19 protein-coding genes are annotated in these 19533 nt (G+C 45.3%); 18 read left to right on the forward strand and 1 reads right to left on the reverse strand.

Going from position 1 to position 19533, the window contains the following annotated elements:
• Positions 1 to 281 precede the first annotated feature (281 nt).
• The 4 genes from argC to DXC01_RS14380 are packed head-to-tail and all read left to right on the forward strand — an operon-like array spanning position 282 to position 4695.
• Positions 282 to 1322 carry an N-acetyl-gamma-glutamyl-phosphate reductase gene (argC, locus tag DXC01_RS14365; protein WP_022213604.1) on the forward strand — a complete coding sequence of 347 codons (1041 nt, stop codon included), beginning with the start codon at positions 282 to 284 and terminating at the stop codon, positions 1320 to 1322.
• 40 nt (positions 1323 to 1362) lie between these two features.
• The gene (gene argJ / locus DXC01_RS14370) at positions 1363 to 2586 is read left to right on the forward strand and encodes a bifunctional glutamate N-acetyltransferase/amino-acid acetyltransferase ArgJ (protein ID WP_022213605.1); all 1224 of its coding nucleotides are present in this window, start codon (positions 1363 to 1365) and stop codon (positions 2584 to 2586) included.
• A 29-nt stretch (positions 2587 to 2615) separates the two neighbouring features.
• The gene (gene argB, locus DXC01_RS14375; protein WP_118252904.1) at positions 2616 to 3512 is read left to right on the forward strand and encodes an acetylglutamate kinase; all 897 of its coding nucleotides are present in this window, start codon (positions 2616 to 2618) and stop codon (positions 3510 to 3512) included.
• A complete protein-coding gene (locus tag DXC01_RS14380) occupies positions 3499 to 4695 on the forward strand; it encodes an aspartate aminotransferase family protein (protein WP_118699142.1) in 1197 nt (398 codons plus the stop codon). The genes argB and DXC01_RS14380 overlap by 14 nt, the downstream gene beginning before the upstream one ends.
• A gap of 58 nt (positions 4696 to 4753) precedes the next feature.
• On the opposite strand, the gene DXC01_RS14385 is transcribed toward DXC01_RS14380, so the two are convergent.
• On the reverse strand, positions 4754 to 5128 hold the full coding sequence (locus tag DXC01_RS14385) for a metal-dependent transcriptional regulator (RefSeq protein ID WP_022213608.1): 375 nt from the start codon (positions 5126 to 5128) through the stop codon (positions 4754 to 4756).
• Positions 5129 to 5585: 457 nt separating this feature from the next.
• Here DXC01_RS14385 and DXC01_RS14390 point away from each other — a divergent pair, with 457 nt between their 5' ends.
• The 14 genes from DXC01_RS14390 to DXC01_RS14450 all read left to right on the forward strand — a co-directional run bounded on the left by DXC01_RS14390 (position 5586) and on the right by DXC01_RS14450 (position 19463).
• Entirely contained in the window at positions 5586 to 5795 is a 210-nt protein-coding gene (locus tag DXC01_RS14390; RefSeq protein WP_118252927.1) for a FeoA family protein, read from the forward strand.
• Between the two features lie 213 nt (positions 5796 to 6008).
• Complete coding sequence (locus DXC01_RS14395) at positions 6009 to 6227, forward strand: FeoA family protein (RefSeq protein WP_022213610.1); 219 nt, start codon at positions 6009 to 6011, stop codon at positions 6225 to 6227.
• A gap of 104 nt (positions 6228 to 6331) precedes the next feature.
• Positions 6332 to 8512 (forward strand): ferrous iron transport protein B, encoded by a 2181-nt coding sequence (gene feoB, locus DXC01_RS14400; RefSeq protein ID WP_022213611.1) that lies wholly within the window; start codon positions 6332 to 6334, stop codon positions 8510 to 8512.
• 98 nt (positions 8513 to 8610) lie between these two features.
• Positions 8611 to 8808 (forward strand): FeoB-associated Cys-rich membrane protein, encoded by a 198-nt coding sequence (locus DXC01_RS14405; RefSeq protein WP_022213612.1) that lies wholly within the window; start codon positions 8611 to 8613, stop codon positions 8806 to 8808.
• Between the two features lie 10 nt (positions 8809 to 8818).
• Positions 8819 to 8968 (forward strand): hypothetical protein, encoded by a 150-nt coding sequence (locus DXC01_RS20330; protein WP_022213613.1) that lies wholly within the window; start codon positions 8819 to 8821, stop codon positions 8966 to 8968.
• A 125-nt stretch (positions 8969 to 9093) separates the two neighbouring features.
• Positions 9094 to 9528 (forward strand): DMT family transporter, encoded by a 435-nt coding sequence (locus tag DXC01_RS14410; protein WP_022213614.1) that lies wholly within the window; start codon positions 9094 to 9096, stop codon positions 9526 to 9528.
• Positions 9529 to 9681: 153 nt separating this feature from the next.
• Positions 9682 to 10305: a helix-hairpin-helix domain-containing protein gene (locus DXC01_RS14415; RefSeq protein ID WP_227222800.1), complete on the forward strand. Its 624-nt coding sequence runs from the start codon at positions 9682 to 9684 to the stop codon at positions 10303 to 10305.
• A 10-nt stretch (positions 10306 to 10315) separates the two neighbouring features.
• A complete protein-coding gene (locus tag DXC01_RS14420) occupies positions 10316 to 11005 on the forward strand; it encodes a response regulator transcription factor (RefSeq protein WP_022213616.1) in 690 nt (229 codons plus the stop codon).
• Positions 11006 to 11008: 3 nt separating this feature from the next.
• On the forward strand, positions 11009 to 12436 hold the full coding sequence (locus DXC01_RS14425; protein ID WP_022213617.1) for a sensor histidine kinase: 1428 nt from the start codon (positions 11009 to 11011) through the stop codon (positions 12434 to 12436).
• Between the two features lie 10 nt (positions 12437 to 12446).
• A complete protein-coding gene (locus DXC01_RS14430) occupies positions 12447 to 13391 on the forward strand; it encodes a GerMN domain-containing protein (RefSeq protein ID WP_118699143.1) in 945 nt (314 codons plus the stop codon).
• 66 nt (positions 13392 to 13457) lie between these two features.
• The gene (locus DXC01_RS14435) at positions 13458 to 15650 is read left to right on the forward strand and encodes a DNA internalization-related competence protein ComEC/Rec2 (protein ID WP_227222804.1); all 2193 of its coding nucleotides are present in this window, start codon (positions 13458 to 13460) and stop codon (positions 15648 to 15650) included.
• Positions 15651 to 15710: 60 nt separating this feature from the next.
• Positions 15711 to 17774, forward strand: a complete 2064-nt coding sequence (locus DXC01_RS14440; RefSeq protein ID WP_118699145.1) for a glycosyltransferase family 39 protein — start codon at positions 15711 to 15713, stop codon at positions 17772 to 17774.
• Positions 17771 to 18754, forward strand: coding sequence for a DNA polymerase III subunit delta (holA, locus tag DXC01_RS14445; RefSeq protein WP_118699146.1), 984 nt, complete (start codon positions 17771 to 17773; stop codon positions 18752 to 18754). The genes DXC01_RS14440 and holA overlap by 4 nt, the downstream gene beginning before the upstream one ends.
• A gap of 64 nt (positions 18755 to 18818) precedes the next feature.
• Complete coding sequence (locus DXC01_RS14450; protein ID WP_118699147.1) at positions 18819 to 19463, forward strand: hypothetical protein; 645 nt, start codon at positions 18819 to 18821, stop codon at positions 19461 to 19463.
• The last annotated feature ends 70 nt before the right edge of the window (positions 19464 to 19533 follow it).

The following is a 19533-nucleotide window of genomic DNA, read 5'->3' on the forward strand; positions in this document are numbered from 1 at the left end:
GCAGTGAATCTTAAGCCCTGTCGTGTTTCGACAAGAGTTAATATACAACAATTTTTATAAATATGCAATACCAATATGCAAAAAAATAAAAGAAATTTTTGCATAAAAATGCATCATTAAATAGGAAATAACATATAAAAATACATAAAATCGCGGAATGCGGATGCGAAAATGGTAAAATTTTGTATTGCATATTATGCAGGTTGGATGTATAATTACAACAGTTTTAAGCAGTTGCACATTATGTAACTGCTAATTTGTGATTCTAGGAGGAATGAGAAATGATCAAAGCAGGAATCATCGGAGCAACCGGTTATGCAGGAAATGAACTGGCAAGACTGCTCCTTGGACATAAAGAAGTAGAAGTTGCATGGTACGGCTCAAGAAGCTATATCGATCAGAAATATGCAGATGTATACCAGAACTTTTTTAAACTGGTAGATGCGAAGTGTATGGACGACAATATGGCTGCACTTGCAGACGAAGTAGATGTGATCTTTACCGCAACACCGCAGGGGCTTTGTGCATCTCTTGTTAATGAAGAGATCCTTTCCAAAGCAAAGGTCATCGACCTGAGTGCAGATTTCCGTATCAAAGATGTAAAGAAATATGAGAAATGGTACGGCATCGAGCACAAATCACCGCAGTTTATCGACGAGGCAGTTTACGGACTGTGCGAGATCAACCGTGAGGACATCAAGAAAGCAAGACTGATCGCGAACCCGGGATGCTATCCGACCTGTTCCACTTTATCCATTTACCCGCTTCTCAAAGAAGGCCTGATCGATCCGAACACTATCATCATCGATGCAAAATCCGGCACTTCAGGAGCAGGAAGAGGAGCAAAAGTTCCGAACCTTTACTGCGAAGTAAATGAGAATATCAAAGCATACGGCGTAGCAACTCACCGCCATACACCGGAGATCGAGGACCAGCTTGGTTATGCATGCGGACAGGAAGTGATGATCAACTTCACACCTCACCTGATCCCGATGAACAGAGGAATCCTGGTAACTGCATACGCTTCTCTCAAGAAAGAAGTTTCCTATGAAGAAGTAAGAGCAGCTTACGATAAATATTATGCAGATGAAACATTCATCCGTGTCCTTGACAAAGACGTATGCCCGCAGACTAAATGCGTCGAAGGCAGCAACTATGTAGATGTCAACTTCAAGATCGACCCGAGGACCAAACGTGTTATCATGATGGGCGCGATCGACAACCTTGTAAAAGGTGCAGCAGGACAGGCTGTACAGAACATGAACCTGATGTTCGGATTCGACGAGGCAGAAGGACTTCATCAGATTCCAATGCTTCCGTAAATAAAAACGGAGATTTTTGTACCAAGGAGGAGTATAGATTATGAAGGTTATTACAGGTGGAGTTACAGCGGCAAAAGGATTCCAGGCGGCATCCACAGCAGCAGGGATCAAATATCAGGGAAGAACTGACATGGCAATGGTCTACAGCGAGAAACCATGCGTGGCAGCAGGAACTTTTACCACAAATATCGTAAAGGCAGCTCCGGTCAAATGGGACCAGGAGATCGTTTATAAACATCCAAGTGCACAGGTGATCGTCTGCAACAGCGGTATCGCCAATGCGTGTACAGGAGAAGAGGGATTCAGCTACTGCCGGGCAACAGCAAAAGCAGCAGCAGAGACTCTGAACGTAGACGAAAACAGCGTACTGGTCGCATCTACGGGCGTTATCGGCATGCAGCTTCCGATCGAGAAACTTTCCGACGGTGTCAAGGCAATGGCTCCGAAGCTCAAGGGAACTCTGGAAGCCGGAAACGAAGCAGCCAAAGCAATCATGACAACGGATACCGTAGAGAAAGAAGTTGCCGTAGAAATCGAGATCGGCGGCAAGACAGTTACAATCGGCGGCATGTGCAAGGGATCCGGAATGATCCATCCGAACATGTGCACGATGCTTGGTTTTGTCACAACAGACGTATGCATTTCCAAGCAGCTTCTCCAGGAAGCTCTGAGCCAGGATGTCAAAGATACTTATAATATGGTATCTGTTGACGGCGATACCTCCACAAACGATACTGTTCTCCTGCTGGCAAACGGAATGGCAGAGAACCCGGAGATCAATGAGAAAAACGAAGACTATCAGAAATTCTGCGAGGCACTGAATTACATCAACACCACACTTGCCAAGAAGATTGCAGGCGACGGTGAGGGTGCGACTGCACTGTTTGAAGTAAAGATCATCGGTGCAGAGAGCAAGGAACAGGCAGTGACTTTGAGTAAATCCGTTGTTACTTCCTCCCTTACAAAAGCAGCGATCTACGGACATGATGCAAACTGGGGAAGGATCCTCTGTGCGATGGGCTACTCAGGTGCACAGTTTGATCCGGAAAAAGTAGACCTCTACTTTGAGAGCAAGGCAGGTAAGATCCAGATCATCGAAAACGGTGTGGCTGTAGATTACAGCGAAGAAGAAGCGACAAAGATCCTTTCCGAAGAAGCGGTAACTGCGATCGCAGACATCAAGATGGGCGACTGCACCGCAACCGCATGGGGATGTGACCTTACCTATGATTATGTCAAGATCAATGCGGATTATCGTTCATAAAAAATTTAAAATCGAGGAGAAATGAAAAAATGGTAAATCAGAAATATCTGGACAAGGCAGAAACTCTTATCGAGGCTCTTCCTTATATACAGCGTTTTAATCGTAAGATCGTAGTAGTAAAGTACGGCGGAAGTGCCATGCTGGACGAAGAACTCAAAGCAAATGTCATCAAGGACGTTGTACTTCTGAAACTGATCGGTTTCAAACCGATCATCGTTCACGGAGGCGGTAAGGAAATCAGCCGCTGGGTCAACAAAGTCGGCATGGAACCACGTTTTGTAAACGGTCTCCGCGTAACAGACAAAGACACTATGGAGATCGCAGAGATGGTTCTCGCAAAAGTCAACAAAGAACTGGTTACACTGGTGGAATCTCTCGGTGTACAGGCCGTTGGTATCAGCGGCAAGGACGGTGGACTTCTCCAGTGCCACAAGAAACTTTCCAAGGGCGAAGATATCGGATATGTAGGCGATATCGAGAAAGTCAATCCGAAGGTTCTGCAGGATCTTCTCGAAAAAGACTTCCTTCCGATCGTATTTCCGATCGGATTTGACACAAACTTTGATTCTTATAATATTAATGCAGATGATGCAGCATGTGCGATCGCAGAGGCTGTCCATGCAGAAAAACTTGTATTCCTTTCTGATATTGAGGGTGTATACAAGGACAAAGATGATCCGAGTTCTCTGATCTCCGAGTTACATGTACACGAAGCAGAAAAACTGATCAGCGACGGTTATGTAGGCGGTGGAATGATTCCGAAACTGCAGAACTGCATCGATGCGATCGAGGAAGGCGTAAACAGAGTACATATCCTGGACGGACGTATTCCGCACAGCCTCCTTCTGGAGATTTTTACAAACAAAGGTATCGGTACTGCTATTTTAAGAGAAGACGGGGAGAAATATTACAATGAGCATGAATGAACAGATGAATCATGCAGAAGAAAGTATTCTGCATACATATAATCGTTTCCCGGTCATGTTTGACCATGGGGAAGGATGCTATCTCTATGATACAGAGGGCAAAAAATATCTCGACTTTGCTGCCGGGATCGCAGTAAATGCACTGGGATATCATTATCCGGGATATGACGAGGCTTTAAAAGCACAGATCGACAAGCTGACTCATATTTCCAATCTTTATTACAATGAGCCGATGAGCGAAGCAGGAGAAAAACTGGTCAAAGCCAGCGGACTTGCCAAAGCGTTCTTCACAAACAGTGGAACAGAGGCAATCGAGGGTGCACTCAAAGCTGCACGTAAATACGCCTATACCAAATATGGCAAAGAATCACAGAAATATGAGATCATCGCAATGAACCATTCTTTCCACGGAAGAAGCATGGGAGCTCTTTCTGTCACAGGAACAGAGCATTACAGAGAGCCGTTCGAACCACTGATCGGCGGTGTTAAATTTGCGGATTTCAATGATCTTGAGAGCGTCAAAGCACAGATCACAGACAAGACCTGCGCGATCATCACAGAGGTCGTACAGGGAGAGGGCGGCATCTATCCGGCACAGAAGGAATTCCTTGAGGGACTTCGCGCACTCTGTGACGAAAATGATATTATCCTGATCTTTGACGAGATCCAGTGCGGTATGGGACGTACCGGATATTACTTCGCATGGCAGTCCTACGGTGTCAAACCGGATGTGATGACCTGTGCCAAAGCACTTGGCTGCGGTGTCCCGGTCGGGGCATTTGTCCTCGGGGAAAAAGCTGCAGCAGCATCTCTCGTACCGGGAGATCATGGCACAACTTATGGTGGAAACCCGTTTGTATGTGCAGCTGTCAGCAAGGTGTTTGATATCTTTGAGCAGGCCGGTATCCTGGCACATGTACAGGAATTAACCCCATATTTAGAGGAAAAACTCGACACACTTGTGGAAAAATACCCGATCGTCGCAGCACGTCGTGGAAAAGGTTTCATGCAGGGACTGGTGATCGAAGGAGCGACTGTGGGAAGTGTTGTGACAAAGGCACTTGAGAACGGGCTTCTTGTGATCTCAGCAGGAAGCGACGTACTCCGTCTTGTACCTCCGCTTGTTATCACAAAAGAAAATATCGATGAAATGATCGAGAAATTAGAAAAGAGCCTGGCGTAACTGCCAGGCTCCTGCCTTTTGAAACTACTGTACAAATCTGATATCTGATAGAAATATATTATTCCATACTGTTAAGATCAATGTGTTTCTTGATCGCGGCAAAGCTCTCGGTACTGATCACGTGCTCGATCTTGCAGGCATCACTTGCTGCAACAACCGGGTCAACACCCAGTTTCTCAAGCCACTCAGAAAGAAAGAGATGACGCTCGTAAATTTTCTCTGCGGTTGCACGTCCTGATTCGGTCAGGTAAAGGTATCCCTCAGGTGATACGGTGATCTGATCGGTCTCACGAAGCTTCTTCATGGCAACGCTGACGCTGGATTTCTTGAATCCAAGTTCAGAGGCAACATCTACGGAGCGAACGACCGGATGGGATTTGCTTAAGATAAGAATCGTTTCCAGATAGTTTTCGGCGGATTCGTTTGTATGCATTCTTACACCCCAATTCTGCTGAAAGAAATCATGCGTTTGTTTGCATAATCTCGTATTGCTTTGTATTATTGATATCATATCATATTTTCGCGTCCGGAACAAGATGAATGCAGAGAAAACCGCAAAAATCCAATGTTTTTTATAATTGCATATTTTGGCACAAACAGAGACTCCTGCCCGGAAAGGCAGGAATTTTTTTATACAAATTTGCACAATAGTTATGCAAAACGAACGAATATTGCATATAACAAACAAGAGTCACTTGCGACAAATAAAAGTTTTATGATGCAAATTATGGTTATGATTAACGAATGCAGGTTATATAGAACGAAAAAAAGTACTTGACAGCTTACCAACGTTAGAATATACTAACTTAGTAGAAAAAGGAAGTGGTCTGTGACTGCGGTCTTTTTAAACGAAAAAAATTATCATTAGAGAAAGAAGAGTAGATACCATGATGCCACTTACAATGGCCGGAATCGGCGAAGTAAATACAATTCTCAAGATCGGTGGAAATGAAGAAACAAGAAGATTTCTCGCAAACCTTGGATTTGTAACAGGTACAGAGATTTCAGTAGTGTCTGCGATCGGCGGCAATGTAATCGTTAACGTCAAAGATGCCCGTGTAGCAGTCAACTCAGATATGGCAAAGCATATTATGATCTGACAGCCCCAGGGTTTAAAATTGCAGCCACGTTGTATGCTTGCATACATTAGCGGATGAATTTGAAACCCGCCAAACATGAGGAAGTAGCGATTTTCGAAGAAAATCAGCGGATTCCGAATGTCTGTAGAAGTGTGGAATTGCGAAGCAATGGAGCACTTCGTCAGGGGCGTCAAGTATATATAATAAATCAACAAGAGGAAAGGAGACAGAACAATGACTTTAGGTGAGGCAAAAGTCGGAAGTACCGTTGTTGTAACTAAGATTGAGGGAGACGGCGCTTACAAACGACGCATTATGGATATGGGAATCACCAAAGGAAGCGAAATCTACATCAGAAAAGTCGCTCCGCTTGGAGATCCTGTTGAGATCACTGTAAGAGGCTATGAGTTATCCGTAAGAAAGAACGATGCTCAGTGCGTACAGGTAAAATAAGGATTGCTGTTCCCAGCAATGAATCATGTTCTGTACATAAGAATTAAAGTTTTGTTGAGCGGCCTTATGGCTGCAACAAAGAGGGATTAAGGAGGTAAGAAAAAATGGCAATTAAGATTGCACTTGCCGGCAACCCGAACTGTGGTAAAACAACAATGTTCAACGCATTAACGGGCGCTAACCAGTATGTAGGAAACTGGCCGGGAGTTACTGTAGAGAAAAAAGAAGGTAAATTAAAAGGCAAAAGAGGAAAAGGCGAGGATGTTATCGTAACTGACCTTCCTGGTATCTATTCCATGTCACCATACACTCTGGAAGAAGTAGTCAGCCGTGACTATGTCCTGAAAGAGAACCCAGATGTTATCATCGATCTTGTCGATGCAACAAACATCGAGCGTAACCTGTATCTGACCACTCAGCTTGTTGAGACCGGTGTTCCGGTTGTCATCGCGCTGAACATGGCAGACCTTCTTGAAAAAAGAGGAATCAAGATCGATGTTAAGCGTCTTTCCATGCTGCTTGACTGCCCGATCGTTGAGACATCCGCACTGAAGGGCGAAGGTCTTGACAAACTGATCGACGAAGCAATCAAAACAGCAAAGAAGAGCAGCGCTGATCTTCCAAAAGAAGTCTTCTCCAAAGAAATGGAAGCAGCTATCGCTGATGTGAAGGATGTCCTTCCGGAATCTATCACAGAAGACAAGAAGAGATGGTATGCGATCAAATTCCTTGAAAACGATGAGAAAGTAAAGGAATCCATCAAACTTTCCGCTTCCGCACAGTCTACTGTAGACAGCAAACGTCAGGCGATCGAAAAGAAACATGACGATGATATGGAAAGTATCGTAACAGATGAGAGATATACTTTCATCCAGAAGATCGTAAACACAACTGTTAAGAAAGGTAAAGACAAACTTACCGTATCCGATAAGATCGACCGTATCGTTACCAACCGTATCCTTGGTATCCCGATCTTCATCGCGATCATGTGGTTAGTATATTATGTATCTGTAACAACAGTTGGTACATTCGTAACAGACTGGACAAATGATGTATTCGTAGTAGCTATTCAGGACTTCGCAAGCAATATCCTCGGCAGCATCGGCGCTGGCGATATGGTAATGGGACTTGTAGTTGACGGTATCATCGGTGGTCTTGGTGCAGTACTTGGATTCGTTCCTCAGATGGCAATCCTGTTCCTGTTCCTGTCCATCCTTGAAGACTGTGGTTACATGGTACGTATCGCATTTGTTATGGACCGTGTATTCCGTCACTTCGGACTTTCCGGTAAGAGCTTCATTCCGCTCCTTATTTCTTCTGGATGCGGTATCCCTGGAATCATGGCTTCCAAGACCATCGAGCAGGATAATGACAGACGTCTTACTATCATGACAGCAACATTTATTCCTTGTGGTGCAAAACTTCCGGTTATCGCTCTTATGGGTGGTGTAATTGCTGGTGAGACCGCAGGATATGCAGAGAGCTCCTTTATCGCTCCTCTGATGTACTTTATCGGAATCGTAGCTGTACTTGTAGCAGCGATCATCCTTAAGAAAACAAAACCGTTCTCCGGTAAACCGGCTCCGTTCGTAATGGAGCTTCCGCAGTATCATATTCCGCAGGCTAAGACAGTTCTCCTTCACGTATGGGAAAGACTGAAAGGCTTCATCATCAAAGCTGGTACAATCCTGTTCCTTGCTTGTGTAGTAATGTGGTTCCTTGGTGGATTTGGATTCACAGATGGTGGATTCGGTATGGTAGAAGACAGCGCAGACAGCCTTATGGCAGCAATCGGCGGTGTGATCGCTCCGATCTTCGCACCACTTGGATTTGGCGAGTGGCAGCCGGTAGCAGCTTCTATCTCCGGTTTCACAGCAAAAGAAGCTATCGTATCTACAATGGGTGTCCTGGCTAACGTAGCTGGTGATACAGAAGATGCAGTAAACGTTGCAGCAGGTGTTGCAAGCTGGTTCCCGACAGGAATCGCAGCTTTCTCCTTCCTGATGTTCAACCTTCTTGATTCTCCTTGCCTTGCAGCTATCGCAACAATGGCAAAAGAAATGAACGACAAGAAATGGTTCTGGTTCGCAATTCTCTTCCAGAACGTATTCGCTTACATCGTTTGCCTCTGCTTCTATCAGATCGGTTCTTTCGTAACTGGTGGAGCATTTGGTATCGGTACTGTAGTAGGATTCGTAGTACTTATCGCAATGCTGTTCCTGCTGTTCAGACCAGATCCATACAAAGATCAGAAAGTTTATTCCAAACGTTCTGTACAGGCATAAGAAATTATGAAATAATAAAGGGGCTGGATGCAGTTGATGTGTCCGGCCTCTGTTTTCACTTTATATGACTGGCAGTATTTAAAGAGAGGATGAGTGAAATGCTGGCAAATATTATTATCATGGCTTTGATCCTTGGATATTGTGCATACATAATCTACAAAAATGTAAAAAATGCTAAAGAAGGTAAACACATGGGCTGCAGTGGATGCAGCGGCAACTGTGGAAGCTGCGGCGGATGCAGCGGGGCTGCTTTCAACAAAAGTACTGCGCAGTCTTCTAAAAAACGTCTGAAATAGGAGGTGCTGTATGGGAAATTCAACAGGATCCACGATGTATATGTTCGGTGCAGTCATTGTTATCTACATTGTAGGAATGCTGCTCTATCAGGGATTTCAGTGGATCAAGAAAAAAAGAGCACAGAAAAAGGACGAAGAGTTCAGAAACAGTGAAAAATAACAGCAGATATTAAAGTGTATAAAAATACCGAGATCCGTATATGCTGATATTAAACAGGATAAAGAGACTGGAATTGATAAACCAGTCTCTTTTTATTGCATTGCATATTGCGGAGGGATATTACTATGTGGGGATTTCTTGCAGCACTGATCTCAGGTGCATTGATGAGTATTCAGGGAGTTTTTAATACGGAAGTGACGAAACAGAGCAGCCTGTGGGTATCGACGGGCTGGGTGCAGCTCTCGGCTTTTGCAGTCTGCGTTGCCGCGTGGCTTTTTACAGGGCGGCAGAGCGTTTCTGCGTTATGGCAGGTGGAGAATAAATACACACTTCTTGGAGGCGTGATCGGAGCATTTATCACGATCACCGTGATCCAGAGCATGGGCGCACTCGGTCCTGCAAAAGCAGCCATGCTGATCGTGATCTCGCAGCTGATCGTTGCATATCTGATCGAACTGATGGGGCTTTTTGGCGTGGATAAAGAGCCTTTTGAGTGGAGAAAAGTCCTGGGAATGCTGATCGCGATCGCCGGGATCGTGATCTTTAAATGGCAGAAATAAGGGTAATCCTGGAAGAATAGAAGTTTCCTATTGTAAAACACAGGGGAATTGGGTAAAATAAGACATGGTCAAGTATATACCGGGGGGAGACTGCCTTAATATAGAAGGGAGTGAACCGGTATTATCACAAAATCAATAAGAAAATACTGTACAGTGCTTTTGTCGATCGCGCTTTTTACAGGGATTTTCTGTGCGGGATGTGGCGCGAGAAGTGATGAGATATTGCTTGAAAGCCAGGAAGATACTTCTGATACTGTAGAAGAAACAGAGCAGGAGGAAAGAGAGATGACTGACGAAATTCCGTCAGTGACACCTGAACCGCAGGAAATTTTTGTGGATGTCTGTGGCGCTGTGAATCAGCCGGGAGTCTATGAGATGGATCCGGACAGCCGTGTTTTTCAGGCGATCGAGGCAGCGGGAGGAATGACGGAAGAGGCTTCCGGAATTTCTGTCAATCAGGCACAGCCACTCAGTGACGGACAGCAGGTTTATGTACCGACTGTTCAGGAAGCAGAGGAGGGCAGTTTTGTTCCGGCGGTACCTGAGACTACAGGAACGGGAGAAAGCATGGGTACAGAAGATGGAATTGTCAATCTGAATACAGCAGATGCCGAGACGCTCAAGACACTGTCAGGCATTGGAGATTCCAAGGCACAGGCGATCCTTGCATACAGGGAGGAACACGGAGGTTTTTCCAGCATCGAGGAGATCATGCAGGTCCCCGGAATCAAAGAAAGTACCTTTTCAATGATAAAGGATAAGATTGCAGTAAAATAAGGAGAATGGAATGAGCAGAAAAGTTTTAGTAGTAGATGACGAAAAACTGATCGTAAAAGGAATCCGCTTTAATCTGGAACAGGACGGAATGGAAGTGGACTGTGCTTACGATGGAGAAGAAGCGGTGGAGAAGGCGAAGGAGAATAAATACGACATTATCCTTCTGGACCTGATGCTGCCGAAGATGGACGGGCTGGAAGTATGCCAGCAGATCCGGGAATTTTCCAATGTGCCGATCGTTATGCTTACTGCCAAAGGCGAAGACATGGACAAGATCCTGGGACTGGACTACGGTGCAGATGATTATATCACCAAACCGTTCAACATCCTTGAGGTCAAGGCACGTATCAAAGCCATTATGCGTCGTGCCCGTTCTGAACATGAAGAGAAAGAAAAAGCAAAGACAATCCAGGCAGGTGACCTTAAGCTGGACTGCGAGAGCCGTCGTGTATTTATTGCAGACAGAGAGATCAATCTGACAGCGAAGGAATTTGATGTGCTGGAACTTCTGGTATTCAACCCGAACAAGGTTTACAGCCGTGAGAATCTTCTGAATATCGTATGGGGATATGAATATCCGGGTGATGTCCGTACTGTCGATGTACATATCCGCCGTCTTCGTGAAAAAATTGAGGCGAATCCCAGTGAGCCGAAGTATGTACACACCAAATGGGGCGTAGGATACTATTTCCAGGCATAACCCATGGTAACGAAAAAAAAGACAAAATTTTTTAAAAGTCTGCGTTTTCGTATCTTTATTATCCTTATTATTCTGGGAATCGTGCCGGGAATTATCGTGACACAACTGATGATACACTATTACGAAAATCAGGCAGTGGAAGTAAGTGTGAGTGCAGTACGCACAGAATGCGCGATTCTCTGCGACCAGATCATCAAGGAAAATTATCTCAATGACTCCAGCTCCGAGGCTGTCAACAGCAAGCTGGAGTTATTGTCTAATGTCTATGGCGGCAGAATCCTTGTGGTTGACAGAGATTTCAAGATAGTCAGAGATACCTATCATGTGGAAGAGGGTAGAACTCTTGTTTCGTCCAAGGTGATACGCTGTTTTAAGAATGGTGATTCTGACGAGTTTAAAAAGATCGGACAGATGATCGAACTGGTAGTTCCGGTCAAAAGTGCAGATGTGTCTCAGGTTCAGGGAGCCATGCTGGTGAATATTTCCGGAAGTGAGATCGCTGCCATAGCAGGAGATCTGGAGCAGAAAGGAATCCTGATCATCTGTATTATTATTGTATTATCGCTGTTTCTGGCGTATATCCTGTCGACTGTCCTGGTAAAACCGCTTGCGAGAGTTACCAAGGCAATTGAAGACCTGACAGATGGCTATCAGCAGGACGAGATCAGTGTGCCGGACTATACAGAGACAGAACTTATCACAGATGCCTTTAACAAGATGCTTGCCAGAATGAAAGTTCTGGATGAGTCACGATCGGAGTTTGTATCAAATGTCTCTCATGAACTCAAGACTCCGATGACTTCCATGAAAGTCCTCGCAGATTCCCTGGTAGGACAGCAGGGTGTCCCGGAGGATCTGTATCAGGAGTTTATGCGTGACATCACAGCGGAGATCGACCGTGAGAACAGGATCATCACTGACCTTCTGACGCTGGTCAAGATGGATAAGAAAAACGCAGATCTTCAGATCCAGCATATGTCGATCAACCAGCTGCTGGAGGATATCCTGAAGCGCCTGCGTCCGATCGCGGACAAGAGAAACATCGATCTGATTCTTGACAGTTTCCGCCCGGTGGAGGCAGATGTGGACGAGCTGAAATTTACATCTGCGATCAGTAACCTGGTAGAAAATGCGATCAAGTACAATGTAGACGACGGATGGGTAAGAGTGTCGCTGGATGCGGATCACAAGTTCTTCTATGTGACAGTTGCTGATTCCGGAATGGGTATTCCGGAGGATTCTCTGAGCCGTATCTTTGAGAGATTTTACAGGGTGGATAAGTCTCATTCCAGAGAGATCGGAGGAACAGGACTTGGCCTTGCGATCACGAGAAGTACGATCGGCATGCATCATGGAGTGATCAAGGTATTCAGCAAAGAAGGGGAAGGAACTACTTTTTCCGTTCGTGTCCCACTGTCATATATTCCGTAGGAGGTGCCGGATGAAGAGAATATCAAAAGTGCTTCTTCTGGCGCTGATGGTCTGTACCTTGTTTGCAGGATGCAGCATAGAAACCATACAGTCAAAGAAAGAAGACAGTAAATATAATTTTTATTATCTCAATACAAATGAGACTGCGCTCAAGAGTGAACCCTATGAGCCAAAAGAAGAAACAAAAGAATACATGGTAAAAGCTCTGTTACAGAAATTAGGGAACGGAGAAGTACCGGAAGACGGAATCAGTCTTCTTCCGGAAAATGTTTCTGTAAGTTCTTATGATCTGCAGGATAATCTGCTGATCATAGATTTCAGCAAAGAATATTCAGAAATGAGCAAAGTAAGGGAAGTTCTTACCAGAGATGGAATTGTCCAGACATTTCTGCAGATACCGGATATTGCGAAGATCCGTTTTACAGTGGCAGGTCAGCCGCTTAAAGACTCCAGAAACCAGGAGATCGGGGATATGACGGACAGTACATTTGTGGAAGTATCAAAGAAAAATGAGGACAACTATCGATACGATACGTTTACCTTGTATTTTGCAGACAAGAGCGGTAAGAGACTTCTGAAAGAAACAAGAAATGTTTATTACAGAAGGACGCTCCCAAAAGAGCGTGTTGTTCTGGAACAGCTTGCCAAGGGACCTCTGGAGGACGGACATTATGCAACGATTCCAGAGAATACTATGGCGATCAATGTGATTACGGCAGACAGAATCTGTTATCTTGACCTGAACAGTGAGTTCCAGGATGCAGCATTGGATGTGGCAGAAAATATTTCTGTTTATTCGGTGGTGAATTCCATTGTGGATTCCTGTGAGGCGGATAAGGTACAGATTTCCATTGAAGGAAACAGTGGAGGAAACTTCCAGAAGAATCTGCCGCTCTACAAATTTTATGAAAAAAACAAAGACCTTGTAATTCCGGATGAGGACGAGGAATCATAAGGCATTTCTATACAGAAAGGACAGGGAATGCGTAAAAGACCAGTGTGTTGTGCGTGCGTGTTCCTGATGTTGTGTCTGTGTATTCTGGACCTGGCAGGGATTCCTGTTATAAGAGGGAATCCGCTGCCGCGTGAGGTCCGGGAATATATAGAGTCACATCCATCGGCTGTGATCTGCGGGGAAGTACAGCGGTGCCAGGACACGGAATATTCTCTTTCTGTCTATCTTAAACAAGTCTTTCTGCTCTGTCAGTCAGAGCGAATTCCCATCAGAAATATAAGAGTGTTTTTGGAGAAAAATGCAAAAGAAAATTTGAAAACAGGTATGGTTATCCAGGTCGGTGGTGAGCTGGAGCGGGTTTCTGCACCCAGAAATCCAGGCGAATTTGATTCGCAGCAGTACTATGCCTGCCAGGGGATTTATTATTTCCTGAAAAATGGAATTATACAGAAAAAAGGCAGGAATTATTCAAAGTATGGACAGTTCCTGACAGAACTTCGGGGGCGAATCGGCGAAATCCTGCAGGAAACAGCGGGAGAGGATGCGGGAATCTACCAGGCGATGCTGCTGGGAGAAAAAAGCGGTCTGGATGAGGAGGTGAGGCTGCGGTATCAGATGGCGGGGATGGTGCATATCCTGGCTATTTCCGGACTACACATCAGCGTACTCGGAATGGGACTGTTTTCGTTACTCAAGAAGCTTTCATTTGGCAATGGATGGGCAGGATTTCTTTCACTGAGTGTGATCCTTCAGTATGGGATGCTGACAGGAAGCAGTGTGTCCGCAATGCGCGCTGTCTGCATGTTTGTGCTGGCAGTCGGAGCGCGGATTCTGGGGAGAAGCTATGATTTTCTGACTGCACTGGCTGTGTCTGCGATACTTTTGCTGCTCGATACACCGGCGTACCTGTACAGCAGCAGCTTCCTGCTTTCATTCGGGGCAGTGACAGGTCTGGGAATCGTGGCACCTGCCCTGAACCGTCTGGTGGGCAGTGAGCGTGCGTGGGTCAAAACACTTCTGTCATCCTTTGCCGTGCAGCTTACAACGCTGCCGGTGCTTCTTCGGATGTATGGTGAGGTATCAGTTCTGGGAATCGTTTTGAATCTGGCCGTGCTTCCTACGGTAAGTGTGGTGCTGATCTGCGGATTGTGTTGTGTGGCTGTTGGATTTATGAGTATTTCCGCTGCCGGGATCTGTCTGATTCCGGGAAAAATCCTGCTGATGCTTTACGAGAAACTTTGCGTGCTGGCAGGGGCCGTTCCGTTTTGTACATGGATCGGCGGCGCGCCGGAGATATGGCAGTGCGTGGTGTATTATGTCCTTCTGTTTGGCGGGATACAGATCGCTTTGTTCCTGAAGGAAAAAGGAGCGTACCGTGTGTGGAGAGTCCTGTCGAGAGGGATTTGTGTTGCTGTTGTCTGTGTGAGCATTTTTATTCTGGGATTCCGACAGAAAAATCTGATTTCGATCACCTGTCTGGATATCGGACAGGGGGACGGGATCGTGATACAGCTTCCGGGCGGCAAAACGGTCATGGTGGATGGTGGAAGCAGCAGTAAGAAAAAGGTTGCGTCGTATCAGATCCTTCCATATCTGAAAAATCAGGGGATTTCGGTGGTGGATGCCATGCTGATCTCACATACAGACCTTGATCATATCAGTGGCGTACAGGAACTGCTGACGTTGAAGGAAAAACATCTCACAACACTGCGTATAAAAAATCTGCTCCTCCCGGACTGGAAGGCACCGGAGGAGGTCTATTATGAACTGGAGGAGCAGGCGAAGAGGTGCGGGATTTCTGTGCTGAGGCTTCATCAGGGGCAGAAACTGCGGTTTGGGGATGGCTCTCTGGAAATCCTGTCGCCAGAGACAGGTGCGAAGGGGACGGATGTAAATGAAGAAGGGATTGTGATGGAACTACGGTACGGGAAATTCCGGGGGCTTTTTACTGGTGATATCGGAGCGGAGACGGAGAAAAAGCTGCTTCCGAAACTTGATGATGTGAATTTTCTTAAAGTAGGACATCATGGGTCACGGTATTCTACCTGCCAGGAATTTCTGGATAAGATAAAGCCGGAACTTGCGGTGATCTCCTGCTCGGAATCCAATACGTATGGGCATCCGTCACCGGAAACGACGGCACGTCTTGAAGAGAACGGGATCCGGACGGAATATACGATGAAAAACGGGGCGATCACGGTTTATACAGATGGGCATTCTATACGTATGAAAACTTTTTGTAACGAAAAAACAGCGTAGAATCTACAGCTGTTTTGTAGTATGATAAACAGGAAAATAAATCAGAAGGAGGTGGAAGACATGGAGCGTATGCGAAAGACGGTTTTGTATCTGACATCATTCCTGCTTTTGGGGTGTCTTGGGTGGGTGTTTTTTCATGCATTGTGTACCATTCCCCAGGCAAAAAACATACTGAAAAACAGAACGGTGTTTCCACTGATCCTGGCAGGAAGTATATTTCTGCTGCTGTTGTTTGTGAAATTGGCAGACTGGTGCCGCTCATGGAAAAAACATACACTTATGAAGGCAACTGCCATTGTTTTCCTCCTGATTCTGGTATTACAGTTCCTGTATCTGTATTATGTGCGTTACTGGGTAGGGTATGATAACCTTCTGGTTCTGGATGAAGCCTGGTATATGCAGACGGATGGACATATTTCACCGGATTTTTATGATTCGTATTTTCAGCGTTATCCACATAATCATCCGGTTACGATTTTGCTGTACTGGGTTCTAAAAGCTGCGGGAAAACTGGGAGTATCCGGTTTATACTGGCCTTCTCATCTTCTGGGACTAGTAAGCATTGATCTTGCGCTGCTGTTCATGTGGAAACTGGCATGTGAAACTGAGGATATCCATCGGGGATTTCTTGTGGCGGTTCTGAGTCTTTTTGATCCGATTATTTATATATGGATTCCGTGGCATTATACAACTGTATGCCTGCTTCCGTTTCTGAGTGCGGGAATTTATTTCGGATGGAAGACGTGGAAAGCGGTGAATTTACGAAGTCAGATAATCTATGCGGCATGTACAGGGATTTTTACTGCGGTCGGAATGAGAATCCGGATAACAGAGGGAATCCTTCTGATTGCGTTTCTGATCATGGCAGTCTGTGTGAAAGGCTGGAATCGGTGCAGACTGGCTGCATGTCTGATTCCTTTTCTGGTGATATGTGGTCTGACTTGGGCCGGGACAGGCATGCTTCGAAATCATTATGCAGATTTTGACAGTTCCGATAAAGCATTTCCACCGGCTCATTTTGTAATGATGGGAGTTGGAGGAGATGGAACTTACAAAAAGAAAGATGTAGAATTTACAGCCCGGATCCCCGGAGAAGAAGCAAAGACAAAAGCAGATCTGCAGGAAGCAGGGAAAAGAATCAGAAATCTGGGTGTAAAAGGTACAATTTCTCTTGCGGGAGAAAAAATGCTGACTGTCTGGCAGGATGGTTCCTGCGGGTTTCAGTCGGAATGGCTTTATCCATTGAAAGATTCCAGAGCTTTTCAATATATTTGTGGAGAAAAAAATGATCTGTTTCTATACTGGGCGCAGATTTTTTATGTGATGATTCTGTTTCTGACGCTGGCAGGAACGGCTGCATCTATGATAAGTGGAAGGATGGGCACAGGAATGCTATTGAGGCTTGTGCTGCTTGGAAATATTCTTTTCTATCTGATGTGGGAGGCACAGAACCGTTACAGTATTGGAATGGTGGGAATATTGCTTTTTCTTGCCGCAGATGGATACCGTTTGCTGCAGAATGGGGAACTGGAAACAGAACATATTGTGCCGGTTTTGATCCGAAAAAGAGGCTGGGGAGCAGTAACTGCAATCCTGGCTGTGATGCTGGCGATTTTGCTGTACAGACCGTTGTTTGTGGAAGAAACGGAGTGGAGAGAGTTTTCTGTCCGGAATATTTACCGGGTGGGACAGAATCTTCAGGATATTGTTTCTGGTGACAGGGTTACGCAGACATTTGTGGCTTCATCGGCGTTTGATCACATTCTGGTACAGGGCTATCTCAAAAATGGTGCAGTACCGGACGGTGGGTGTCAGATGCTGATTCAGGATGAAGAAGGGAAGAAACTGGCAGAAGCATTTCTGAGTGCACAGCAGATTGCAGAAACTCAGCTTGATTTTACATTTGACTCAATTGTGCCGGATGGGGAAACTGTTTATACGATTGTTATTGAGCCGAAAGGAATCAGAGAAAATCATGCGCTGCAGCTGTATCGTTTCAACAGTTCTATGGATCTGTATCCGGCTGGAAAACTGAGTTGTAATGGCAGAGAAGAGAACGGGAATCTTATTTTTTCTGTTTATGAGGAAAGAACAGGGACAATTTTCAGGAGGATTTTTTTGTGAAAAATTTACAGGAAGATATCAAGACAGGGAATTTCAGGCGAGTGTATCTTTTGTGCGGGGATGAAGCCTATCTGAAGATCCAGTACAAGGATAAACTGATAAAAGCTCTGAACCCGGATGACGATACAATGAATTTCAGCAAATATGAGGGAAAGGGAATCGAAGTGAGGGAGATGATCGATCTCTGTGAAACGATGCCTTTTTTTGCGGATTACAGGGTGATTCTTGTGGAAAACTCTGGTTTTTTTAAGAACAAGTGTGATGAACTTGCTGATTATATAAAGACATTGCCGGATTATGTGCGGATGGTTTTTGTGGAAGAAGAAGTGGATAAACGAAGCCGTATGTACAAGGCAGTCAAGGCTGAAGGGCGAATCGTGGAGTTCGCAAAACAGGATGAAAAAACTCTGATGAGATGGGCAGCAGGAATCCTCGGACGTGAGGGACGAAAGATCACGACACGTGATATGGAGTTTCTTCTGACGAAGACAGGGACGGACATGGGAAATATCCGGAATGAGCTGGAGAAGCTGATCACGTTTACGATGGGACGTGATGTGGTTACGGCAGAGGATATTGAGGAGATCTGTACGACACGGACGGAGAATAAGATTTTTGAGATGGTCCGTGCAGTTACGGAGAAGAACCAGAGGAAAGCACTGGATCTCTACAATGACCTCCTGACCCTCAGGGAGCCGCCGATGAGGATTCTGTTCCTTCTGTCAAAGCAGTTCCGACAGATGACGCTGGCAAAGAAGATGTCAGGAGAGGGTGCGGCGCAGAGTGAGATCGCATCAAGACTTGGTGTGCCGTCGTTTGCGGCACGGAATCTGCTGACCTGTGCACGGGCGTACAGTACGGAGGAGCTTGAACAGGCGGAAGTGGATTTTGTGGATTCGGAGGAAGCAGTGAAGACGGGCAGACTGCAGGATGTGCTGAGTGTGGAGCTGCTGATCGTGAAGTACAGCACCGGAAGATAAAAAAGAACAAATATGTAAAAAGAAAATGCTATACTGAGGCATCAAAAAGAATGGAGGCGGAAAAATGGTATTAGGGATTCTGGGGCTGGCAGCCATGATATTGTGCTGGGCTGCAGGCTCTTACTGGAAGAAGGTTTACTATTTAATATGGTTTTTATCTTTGCCGATGCCGATTTTTTGGTTTTTGTATAGCTTTTCGATGGATGAAGATGGCGATGGCGGGAGTTCTGGCGGGATAGAAGCGGTACTTACGGTAATAATCTTGATTATACTGGTAATAATATATGTAAAGGCAAGAAATCTGGGAGATGTAATTAATACATTTCTGCTGATGAATGTTAATATTTTGTTGATGATTTTATTGTCAGATTCTGGCTTTAGCGGATGGAACATGATAGTGTGTCGGATAGTGTTTGTGATAACACTTCTGGTTTCGATAATCGCAGCAGTTGCCACATTCCGTGCAAAAGAGTATTCTTCAGTGCTGCCGAGTTCACTGCTTGCAGTAACATGGGGCAGATTCATGCTGGGTGTATTCGCCTTAGATTATGAAGAGATATACAGTTCCCTGGGGCTGACAAGTTTACCGGTGACTCTGGGCCTCGGAATTATACTGACAGCAGCAGGTTGTCTGCTACAGTTTTTTATCCTCAAAAAGACTGACATGGGAAAAAAGAAAAGAAACGTAATAAGTAATTTCTTGAAATAGAAGGAAAATGCCTTGAATAACTGCGTGTCGCATTCTCGTTACTTTCAGTGATGAGTTAGACACGCAAATT

Source organism: Blautia sp. OM07-19 (assembly GCF_003481595.1).
GTDB lineage: Bacteria > Bacillota > Clostridia > Lachnospirales > Lachnospiraceae > Blautia_A > Blautia_A intestinihominis.

Excerpts from the sequence above, each read along its gene's own strand:
- argC (WP_022213604.1), top strand. The coding sequence starts at position 282 with ATGATCAAAGCAGGAATCATCGGAGCAACCGGTTATGCAGGAAATGAA.
- argJ (WP_022213605.1), top strand. The coding sequence starts at position 1,363 with ATGAAGGTTATTACAGGTGGAGTTACAGCGGCAAAAGGATTCCAGGCG.
- argB (WP_118252904.1), top strand. The coding sequence starts at position 2,616 with ATGGTAAATCAGAAATATCTGGACAAGGCAGAAACTCTTATCGAGGCT.
- DXC01_RS14380 (WP_118699142.1), top strand. The coding sequence starts at position 3,499 with ATGAGCATGAATGAACAGATGAATCATGCAGAAGAAAGTATTCTGCAT.
- DXC01_RS14385 (WP_022213608.1), bottom strand. The coding sequence starts at position 5,128 with ATGCATACAAACGAATCCGCCGAAAACTATCTGGAAACGATTCTTATC.
- DXC01_RS14390 (WP_118252927.1), top strand. The coding sequence starts at position 5,586 with ATGCCACTTACAATGGCCGGAATCGGCGAAGTAAATACAATTCTCAAG.
- DXC01_RS14395 (WP_022213610.1), top strand. The coding sequence starts at position 6,009 with ATGACTTTAGGTGAGGCAAAAGTCGGAAGTACCGTTGTTGTAACTAAG.
- feoB (WP_022213611.1), top strand. The coding sequence starts at position 6,332 with ATGGCAATTAAGATTGCACTTGCCGGCAACCCGAACTGTGGTAAAACA.
- DXC01_RS14405 (WP_022213612.1), top strand. The coding sequence starts at position 8,611 with ATGCTGGCAAATATTATTATCATGGCTTTGATCCTTGGATATTGTGCA.
- DXC01_RS20330 (WP_022213613.1), top strand. The coding sequence starts at position 8,819 with ATGGGAAATTCAACAGGATCCACGATGTATATGTTCGGTGCAGTCATT.
- DXC01_RS14410 (WP_022213614.1), top strand. The coding sequence starts at position 9,094 with ATGTGGGGATTTCTTGCAGCACTGATCTCAGGTGCATTGATGAGTATT.
- DXC01_RS14420 (WP_022213616.1), top strand. The coding sequence starts at position 10,316 with ATGAGCAGAAAAGTTTTAGTAGTAGATGACGAAAAACTGATCGTAAAA.
- DXC01_RS14425 (WP_022213617.1), top strand. The coding sequence starts at position 11,009 with ATGGTAACGAAAAAAAAGACAAAATTTTTTAAAAGTCTGCGTTTTCGT.
- DXC01_RS14430 (WP_118699143.1), top strand. The coding sequence starts at position 12,447 with ATGAAGAGAATATCAAAAGTGCTTCTTCTGGCGCTGATGGTCTGTACC.
- DXC01_RS14435 (WP_227222804.1), top strand. The coding sequence starts at position 13,458 with ATGTTGTGTCTGTGTATTCTGGACCTGGCAGGGATTCCTGTTATAAGA.
- DXC01_RS14440 (WP_118699145.1), top strand. The coding sequence starts at position 15,711 with ATGGAGCGTATGCGAAAGACGGTTTTGTATCTGACATCATTCCTGCTT.
- DXC01_RS14450 (WP_118699147.1), top strand. The coding sequence starts at position 18,819 with ATGGTATTAGGGATTCTGGGGCTGGCAGCCATGATATTGTGCTGGGCT.